This window comes from Acidimicrobiales bacterium (assembly GCA_036273495.1).
GTDB lineage: Bacteria > Actinomycetota > Acidimicrobiia > Acidimicrobiales > JAJPHE01 > DASSEU01.
Genome location: DASUHN010000053.1, coordinates 1 through 7,852, shown reverse-complemented (window position 1 = coordinate 7,852; position 7,852 = coordinate 1). Strand labels below are relative to the sequence as shown.

Sequence of the window (7,852 nt, the reverse complement as noted above, 5' to 3'; positions counted from 1 at the left end):
GCCCTGACACCGCGGCGGGCCCCCGGGGGCTCCGCCTTTCTGTGCGTCCCCTGCGAATCCCCGCGGGCGCGGCCCTCCCGATCCGGACCGGAAAAACGGTTCTGGTTTGTTGACCAGTGGGGAGACGGGGCGTAATGTGGAGGCCAGTGGCGCGAAAGGGAGGGGCCCGAAGCGCGACTGGGAGCAGGGTGGTGGATCCGGGTGGCTCGATTCTTCGGTCGTTACGAGCACTCGGTCGACCCGAAGGGTCGGGTGATCCTGCCGGTCAGGTTCCGGGCCCCTTTCGAGCGGGGCGGCTTTCTGTCCCAGTACAACGACGGGTGCCTGGCGCTCTGGACGCCCGAGGAGTTCGAGAACCGCATGACCGAGATGGAGCAGGCAGCCAGAGAAGGGCGAGGCGAGCGCAACCGGGCCCGGGTGTGGTCGGCCGGCTCCCACGAGGTCGACGTCGACAGGCAGGGACGGATGGCCATACCCGGTCACCTGCGGGACTTCGCCCGGCTGGAGCCCGAGGCGCCCGTGCTCGTGACCGGGGCCATCGACCGGGTCGAGCTGTGGAACCCGCAGGTGTGGCAGGACAGCGTGGCGCCCGAGGAGCGGCGCCTGGCGGAAGGAGAGGACGGCTAGGAGACGAGCACGAGAATCGGCATCGCTGCTGCGGGAGGACGGGGGAACGGTCCCGGCCCACCTGCAGCCCCTCGATCGGCGTGGTGGAAGATCCCTACTCCGCCCGCTTCCATCCTTGTCAGCCGGGGAGAAATCCCGGCGACGCCCTGCTGATCGAGGGGCTGCAGATGGCCCAGGACTTCACCCACTCCCCGGTCATGGTGGCCGAGGTCGTGGAGCTGTTCTCCCCGGTGCCGCCCGGTGCGGTCGTCGACGCCACCATCGGCGGCGGCGGCCACGCCGAGGCCATCCTCGAGGCCCACCCCGGGCTCTCGGTGCTGGGGCTCGACCGCGATCCCGACGCCCTGGTCGCCGCCGGGGCCCGGCTGGGCCGCTTCGGGCCCCGGGTCGAGCTGCTCCATGCCCCGTTTGACTCCCTCGCCGAGCGGGCGGGGGCGTGGTCGGCCCGGACCGGGCTCGCGGTCGTCGGCGTCCTGTTCGACCTCGGGGTGAGCTCCCCCCAGCTCGACCGGCCCGAGCGCGGCTTCTCCTACCGCGCCGGCGGACCGCTCGACATGCGCATGGACCCGACCGCGGCCCTCACCGCCGCCGATGTCGTGAACGGGTATCCCGAGGCCGAGCTGGCGGCTCTGTTCGCGGCCAGCGGGGAGGGCCGCCTGGCCCGGAGGATCGCCCGCGCCGTCGTCCGGGCCCGGCCCATCCAGGACACCAGTCAGCTGGCCGAGGTGGTGGCCGCCGCCGTCCCCGCCCCGGCCCGCCGGCGGGGCCACCCCGCCGCCCGGGTGTTCCAGGCGGTGCGGGTCGAGGTGAACGGAGAGCTGGATCAGCTGGCGGCGGCCCTCTACGCCGTCCCGGAAGTGATCGTCCCCTCCGGGCGGGTGTGCGTGATCGCCTACCACTCCGGCGAGGACCGGCTGGTCAAGGCCCGCTTCTCCCACTGGGCCACGGGAGGCTGCGTGTGCCCGCCCGGCCTACCGTGCGTCTGTGGGGCCCGCCCCCGCGCCCGCCTCCTCAACCGCGGCGCCCGCAAGGCCGGCGCCGCCGAGGTGGAGGCCAACCCCCGAGCCAGCGCGGCGCGGCTCCGCGCCGTCGAGTGGTCGGCGGCGCCGGCGGCGTGACCGCCACCCAGCGCCCCGCGCCCCCCCGTCTCCGGCGGTCCCCGGTCCCGGCCCCGGCGCGTCCGCGCCCGGCGCCCCCGCCCCTCCGGGTCGTCGGCCGCGCCGAGCTCTCGCCCGCGGCCCGCCGCCGCCGCCGGCGCCTGCTGGTCGGCGGTGCGGCCGTCCTGGCCGCCCTCGGCCTGTTCGCCGTCGTGGTGGTGCACGTGGTGCTGGCGCAGCAGCAGTTCCAGCTGGCGGCGCTGAGCTCGCGTATCGACGCCGCCCGCTCGGTGAACGACCAGCTCCGTCTCCAGGTGGCCCAGCTCCAGGCCCCGGAGCGGGTGGTCTCCGACGCCCAGAAGCAGCTCGGGATGGTGTCCCCGCCGAGCATCACCTACCTGGTCCCCGGCCACCACGGCCCGCTCGTGCGGGCCCAGTCCGCCACCACGCCGACGACCGCGTCGTCGTCCACCGCGTCCAGGTCCTCCACCAGCTCCAAGTCCTCGACCTCCTCTCAGTCCCCGACCACCTCGACGACCGCCACCACCCCGCCATGACCCCGCCGGGTTCGGCGGGATCCGGGACCCTGCGCCGCCACACCCCGCCGCCCCGGCGGCCGCCCCGGCGGCCGGCGACTCAGCTGTCGTCGCGCCGCGTCGGCGCGGTGATGGCGGTGACGTGCCTGGTCTTCTCGATCGTGGTGGTCCGGCTGGTGCAGGTTCAGGCCCTGCAGGCTTCCCGGTACGCCGCCTACGGCGTCTCCGAGCGCACGCGTGAGCTGACCCTGCCCGCCCTGCGCGGCTCGATCCTCGATCGCTCCGGCAACGTCCTGGCTCTGTCGGTGCCGCTCACGACCGTGTACGCCGATCCCCACCAGGTGACCGATCCGGCGGGGGAGGCGCGCCAGCTCGCGCCCGTGCTCGGGCTGCCCCAGCAGCACGTCCAGCAGCTGCTGTCGGCGGACGGCGGCTTCGAGTACCTGGCCCATTCCGTGCCGGACGCGGTGGCGAAGCAGGTCCGCAAGCTCGATCTTCCGGGCATCGCCTACCTGCAGGAACCCAAGCGTTACGAGCCCGATGGCGGGCTGGCCGCCTCGCTGCTCGGCGTGGTCGGATACGCAGGCAAGGGGCTGTCCGGTCTCGAGTACCAGTACAACGGCAAGCTGACCGGGCGGCCCGGCATCCTCCGCGTGCAGCAGGGAGTGGGCGGGCAGACCATTCCCGGAACGCCGCAGGAGCTGCAGCGGGCGCTGCCCGGCCAGAGCCTCCAGCTCACCCTCGACAGCGCCATCCAGTACCAGACCGAGCAGGTGCTGAGTCAGCAGATCGTCTCGTCCCACGCCCTCGGGGGCACCGCGGTCATCATGCAGTCGCGGACCGGGCAGATCCTGGCCCTGGCCAGCATGCTGGCCGACGCCAAGAGCCCCACGGGCGTGTCGCCGGCGCCGGACGACGGCGCGCTGACGCGGGTGTACGAGCCCGGGTCGGTGATGAAGGGAGTCACCATGTCGGCGGCCCTCGAGACCGGAGCGGTCACGCCGGGATCGCGGTTCAACGTGCCCTACAGCGTCGGCCTCGACGGCTCGGTCATCCACGACGCCGAGCAGCACCCGACCGAGTGGTGGTCGGTGCCCGACATCCTCGCCTACTCCTCGAACGTCGGGACGCTGCACATCTCGCAGCTGCTCGGCCCGCAGCGCATCTACCAGTACATGCGCGCCTTCGGTCTGGGCCAGCGCACCCCACTGGAGGCCCCCGGGGAGTCGAGCGGGATCCTCCCGCCGACGTCGCAGTGGTCGGGCACGTCCATCGGAACGATCCCGATCGGCCAGGGGGTGGCGGTGACGCCCATGCAGATCCTCGACGTGTACAACACCATCGCCAACGGCGGCCAGATGGTGGCGCCCCGCCTGGTCCAGGGATGGCAGGGCTCGGGCGGCACCCTGCAGCCGGTGTCGGCCCCGCCCCGCCACCGGGTGGTCTCGGCGCGCACCGCCCGGCAGATGACCGCCATGCTCGAGGACGTGGTCAGCCAGGGGACGGGTACCGAGGCCGCCATCCCCGGCTACGACGTGGCGGGCAAGACCGGCACGGCCCAGATCCCCGCCAGCGGCCACCCCGGCTACCAGCCGGGGTCGTACATGGCCTCGTTCGTGGGCTTTGCCCCGGCCGAGGACCCCCAGCTCACGGCCATCGTCGTGCTCGACCGTCCCACGCCGGTCTTCTACGGCGGGAGCATCGCCGCCCCCGTGTTCTCCCAGATCGTGGCGTACGCCCTCCGGCAGCTCCAGATCCCGCCTCCGTCCCCGCGGAACCTGGGATGGGACGTGCCCGGGATCGACGCCAGCGCCGCCGCCGCCGGCAGCGACGACGGGCCCGCCACCCACCCCCTGCCCGTGACCGCCCCCCCAACGCCCCGCCGGACCTCTCCGACCCCCTCCAGGCAGGGCACCCATCCCACCGCCGGTAGTGTGCCGAGGTCCACGGCCCCGCCCCCGAAGCCCTGATCGAGGCTGTCCCCAAAGTGAGACTGGACCGGCTGCTCGGCGGAGTCGACGTCCTCGAGACCGTCGGGGATCCGTCCCGCGTCGACGTCCGCGCCATCACCCACGACTCCCGCCTCGTCGGGCCGGGAGCGCTGTTCTGCTGCGTGCCGGGCGGGGCGCTCGACGGCCACGACTTCGCCGCCGGCGCGGTGGCGGCGGGGGCGGCCGCCCTGCTCTGTGAACAGCGGCTTCCGGTCGACGCCGTCCAGGTCCGGGTCGGCGCCGTCCGGCCGGCCATGGCTCTCGTTGCCGCCGCCCTCTTCGGGCACCCGTCGGAACGCCTGTCCGTGGTCGGCGTTACGGGGACCAACGGCAAGACCACCGTGACCCACATGCTGAAGGCGGTGCTCGACGCCGTCGGCGTCGGGGCCGACGTGCTGGGCACGCTCAGCGGGTCGCGCACCACGCCGGAGTCCACCGATCTGCAGCGCATCCTGGCCGAGATGGAGGGACGCGGGGTGCGGGCGGTGGCCATGGAGGTGTCGTCCCACGCCCTGGCCCAGCACCGCGTGGACGCGGTGTCGTTCTCGGCGGCCGTGTTCACCAACCTCTCCCACGAGCATCTCGACTTCCACGGGAGCATGGACTCCTACTTCGCCGCCAAGTCCGAGCTGTTCCGTCCCGAGCGCGCCGCCCGGGCGGTGATCAACGCGTCCGATCCCTGGGGGCGGCGCCTGGCCGAATCGATCGCCGCGGCGGGCGCCCCGCCGCTGCAACTGTTCTCCGACTCCGACGCCGAGGACGTCTGCGTCGGTCTGCGTGCCGTCGACTTCTCCTGGCGGGGACGTGCCGTGCACGTGCCTCTCGGAGGACGGGTGAACGTGTCCAATGCCCTGGCCGCCGCCACCACGGCCGCATCCCTGGGCGTCGAGGAAGCCGCCGTCGTGGCCGGCCTGGCCGCCACCCCGCCGGTCCCGGGGCGGATGGAGGTGGTCGACGCCGGCCAGCCCTTCACCGTGATCGTCGACTACGCCCACACGCCCGACGGGCTCGAGCGCGTGCTGGAGGCGGCGCGCCCCCCCGGGGCCCCGCACCGGGTGGCGGTGGTGTTCGGCTGCGGCGGCCAGCGGGACCGGGGCAAGCGCCCGCTCATGGGCGCGGTGGCCGCGGGGCGCGCCGACCTGGCCGTCCTGACCAACGACAACCCGCGTGACGAGGACCCGGCCGCGATCATCGAGGAGGTGCGCGCCGGGGTGCGCAACCCGGAGCGGCTGGTGGTGGAGCCTGACCGCGAGGCCGCCATAGCCCTGGCCCTGGACTGGGCCGGACCGGGGGACGTGGTCGTGGTGGCGGGCAAGGGCCACGAGACCGGCCAGCAGATCGGGGCGTCGGTCCGGCCCTTCGACGACCGGGAGGTTGCCCGCCGGCTCCTCGAGCGGGCGGCCGGGCGCAGTGCCGGGTGCGGAGCGGGCCGGTGATCGCCATCTTCTTCTCCGGGGCGGTGGCGATGGTCGTGGCCCTGGTCGGCACGCGGCTGCTCATCGGCTGGCTGCAACGGCACGGGATCGGGCAGCCGATCCGGGAGGACGGACCGGAGGGCCACGTCACCAAGGCGGGTACCCCGACCATGGGCGGGGTCATGATCGTCATCGCCGCCGTGCTCGGCTATGCCGCCGCCCATCTGTTGAACGGGGCCATCACGACCCGCTCCGGCGTGCTGGGTCTGCTGACCATGGCGGCCGCCGGGGCCATCGGTCTGGCCGACGACTGGATCAAGGTGGTGAACCGGCGCAGCCTCGGCCTCAACAAGCGGTGGAAGTTCGGGCTGCAGCTGGTCATGGCGGGGGGGTTCGCGTGGGCGGCCCTGCGCTGGGTCGGGGTAGGGACCCATCTGGCGTTCACGCGGTGGGACTACCCCGGCATCCAGCTGCACCAGTGGGGCTGGCTGATCCTGGCCGTGCTGATCATCACCGGCGCGACCAACGCCGTGAACCTGACCGACGGGCTCGACGGGCTGGCGGCGGGCTCGTCCACCTTCGCCTTCTCGGCCCTCATCGTCATGGGGTACTGGCAGTTCCGCCACTTCGAGATCTACCGGCTCTACCACGCCCTCGACCTGGCCCTCCTGGCCGCGGCGCTGGCAGGAGCGTGCGCCGGGTTCCTGTGGTGGAACGCGGCGCCGGCGCGGATCTTCATGGGCGACACGGGGGCGCTGGCCATCGGGGCCGGTCTGGCCGTGCTCGCGCTCGAGATGAACCTGCACCTCCTCCTCCCGATCCTCGGCGGCCTGTTCGTGATCGAGACGCTGTCGGTAGTCGTGCAGGTGATCAGCTACCGCGTCTTCCACCGCCGGGTGTTCCGCATGGCCCCGCTGCACCACCACTTCGAGCTGCTCGGATGGCCGGAGACGACCGTGATCGTGCGCTTCTGGATCCTGGCCGGGGCGTGCACGGCGCTGGCGCTCGGCCTGTTCTACGCCGACTTCCTCCGGTTCGGGAACCCGGGGTAGCCGGTTTGCGCGCCGTGGTGATGGGGCTGGCCGTGACCGGGCAGGCGGTGGCGCGCGCCCTGCTGGCCCGGGGGTGGGAGGTGGTGGCCGCCGACGACCGCCCCGGCCCCGGCGCCCGCCGGACCGCGGGTGAGCTGGGCATCACCCTCCTCAAGGCTCCCGCCCCGGACCAGCTGGCCGGACTCGCCGCCGGAGCCGACGTCGTCGTGGTGAGCCCGGGGGTGCCTGCGGGTCATCCGGTCTTCTCTCTCCCACCTGGTCCCGAGATCGTGAGCGAGATCGAGCTGGCGGCGCGCTGGGCCCCGGTCCCGATGGTGGCGGTGACCGGGACCAACGGCAAGACGACGGTGGTCACGCTGGTGGCCCGGATGCTGGCCGAGTCCGGGATCAAGGCGGTGGCGGCGGGGAACATCGGGCTGCCGTTGATCGAGGCGGTGGACTCCGTCCCCGCCGGCCAGGGAGTGCTGGTCGTCGAGGTCTCCTCGTTCCAGCTGGCCCTCACCTCCTCGTTCCATGCCGCCGTGGCCACCTGGCTCAACCTGGCCGAGGACCATCTCGACTGGCACCCGACCCGCGAGCACTACGCCGCCGCCAAGGCGCGCGTCTGGCTCAACCAGGGACCGGAGGACACGGCGGTGGTCAACGCCGACGACGAGGCGGTGATGGCGGCGGCGACCCGGGGGTCGGGGGCGCCCCGCTCGCGGGTCGTGACCTTCGGGCGCCAGGGTGAATACACCTGCCGGGACGGCGCTCTGATGGCGCCGGACGGCGCCGCCATCGCCGCGATGGGGGACCTGCCCCGCTCCCTTCCCCACGACGTCTCCAACTACCTGGCGGCGGTCGCGTCCGCGGTTCCGGCCGGCGCCACCATTCCGGGATGCCGCCGCGCACTCCTCGGTTTCGAGGGGCTCCCCCATCGCGTGGCCTATGTGCGGGAATCTGGTGGTGTGCGGTTCTACGACGACTCGAAGGCCACGACCCCCGCATCGGTGCTGGCGGCGCTGTCCGGCTTCGACTCGGTGGTGCTCATAGCGGGTGGTCGCAACAAGGGACTGGACCTCGGCGTGCTGCGCGGCGGCGCGTCCCACATCCGCTCGGTCGTGGCCATCGGTGAGGCGGCGGGAGAGATCGCGG

The 7,852-nt window shown here is 73.5% G+C and carries 7 protein-coding genes; all 7 read left to right on the top strand.

What is annotated here, in order from left to right; all coding sequences use genetic code 11:
* Nucleotides 1–201 precede the first annotated feature (201 nt).
* Nucleotides 202–627 (top strand): hypothetical protein, encoded by a 426-nt coding sequence (locus VFW24_02130; GenBank protein ID HEX5265546.1) that lies wholly within the window; start codon nt 202–204, stop codon nt 625–627.
* Nucleotides 628–707: 80 nt separating this feature from the next.
* Nucleotides 708–1,745, top strand: a complete 1,038-nt coding sequence (rsmH, locus tag VFW24_02125) for a 16S rRNA (cytosine(1402)-N(4))-methyltransferase RsmH (GenBank protein HEX5265545.1) — start codon at nt 708–710, stop codon at nt 1,743–1,745.
* On the top strand, nt 1,742–2,281 hold the full coding sequence (locus VFW24_02120) for a hypothetical protein (protein ID HEX5265544.1): 540 nt from the start codon (nt 1,742–1,744) through the stop codon (nt 2,279–2,281). The genes rsmH and VFW24_02120 overlap by 4 nt, the downstream gene beginning before the upstream one ends.
* Nucleotides 2,278–4,230 (top strand): penicillin-binding protein 2, encoded by a 1,953-nt coding sequence (locus VFW24_02115; GenBank protein HEX5265543.1) that lies wholly within the window; start codon nt 2,278–2,280, stop codon nt 4,228–4,230. Before VFW24_02120 ends, VFW24_02115 begins: the two co-directional genes overlap by 4 nt.
* Nucleotides 4,231–4,247: 17 nt before the next feature.
* Entirely contained in the window at nt 4,248–5,687 is a 1,440-nt protein-coding gene (locus VFW24_02110) for a UDP-N-acetylmuramoyl-L-alanyl-D-glutamate--2,6-diaminopimelate ligase (protein HEX5265542.1), read from the top strand.
* On the top strand, nt 5,684–6,718 hold the full coding sequence (mraY, locus tag VFW24_02105) for a phospho-N-acetylmuramoyl-pentapeptide-transferase (protein ID HEX5265541.1): 1,035 nt from the start codon (nt 5,684–5,686) through the stop codon (nt 6,716–6,718). The genes VFW24_02110 and mraY overlap by 4 nt, the downstream gene beginning before the upstream one ends.
* Before the next feature lie 14 nt (nt 6,719–6,732).
* A partial coding sequence (gene murD, locus VFW24_02100) for a UDP-N-acetylmuramoyl-L-alanine--D-glutamate ligase (protein ID HEX5265540.1) occupies nt 6,733–7,852 on the top strand: 1,120 nt, incomplete at its 3' end.

Coding starts and splice junctions, on each gene's coding strand:
- VFW24_02115 (HEX5265543.1), top strand. CDS start 2,278: ATGACCCCGCCGGGTTCGGCGGGATCCGGGACCCTGCGCCGCCACACC.